Annotated in this window: 1 protein-coding gene; it reads right to left on the bottom strand. The window is 68.3% G+C overall.

The annotated features are described in order from the left end of the window. Window positions 1-385, bottom strand: a 385-nt coding sequence (locus DYI24_RS27940; protein ID WP_246701415.1) for an FGGY-family carbohydrate kinase, incomplete at both ends; no start/stop codon positions are given.

The raw sequence follows: 385 nt of genomic DNA, 5'->3' as shown, positions 1-385 counted from the left end.
GAGCACGGTGGTGGCAGCGTCGGCATCCGGCCAGTCGGCGCGCATCGCCGCCCACAGGTCGAAGGTCTGGTAGCACACGCTCTCCAGCGCGGCGTGGGCAAGCTCGACCGGGCCGGTGTTGCGCGTCAAGCCGAACAGCGCGCCGCGGACGCGTGGATTCCAATATGGCGCGCCCATGCCGACGAACGCCGGGACCAGATACACGCTCTGCGCCGAATCCGACTTGTCGGCGAGCGGCCCGGTCTCGGAGGCATGCTTGATGACGCCGAGGCCATCGCGCAGCCACTGCACCGCGCTGCCGGCGACGAAGATCGAACCTTCCAGCGCGTAGGTGCGTTTGCCGCCGAGCTGATAGGCGACGGTGGTGAGCAGCTTGTTGTTCGAC

The sequence above is a fragment of the Rhodopseudomonas sp. BR0C11 genome, from assembly GCF_010820945.1.
In the GTDB taxonomy this organism is placed as follows: domain Bacteria; phylum Pseudomonadota; class Alphaproteobacteria; order Rhizobiales; family Xanthobacteraceae; genus Rhodopseudomonas; species Rhodopseudomonas palustris_H.
Note: the sequence above shows the minus strand (reverse complement) of the source record. Positions and strands in the feature narration are given on the sequence as shown.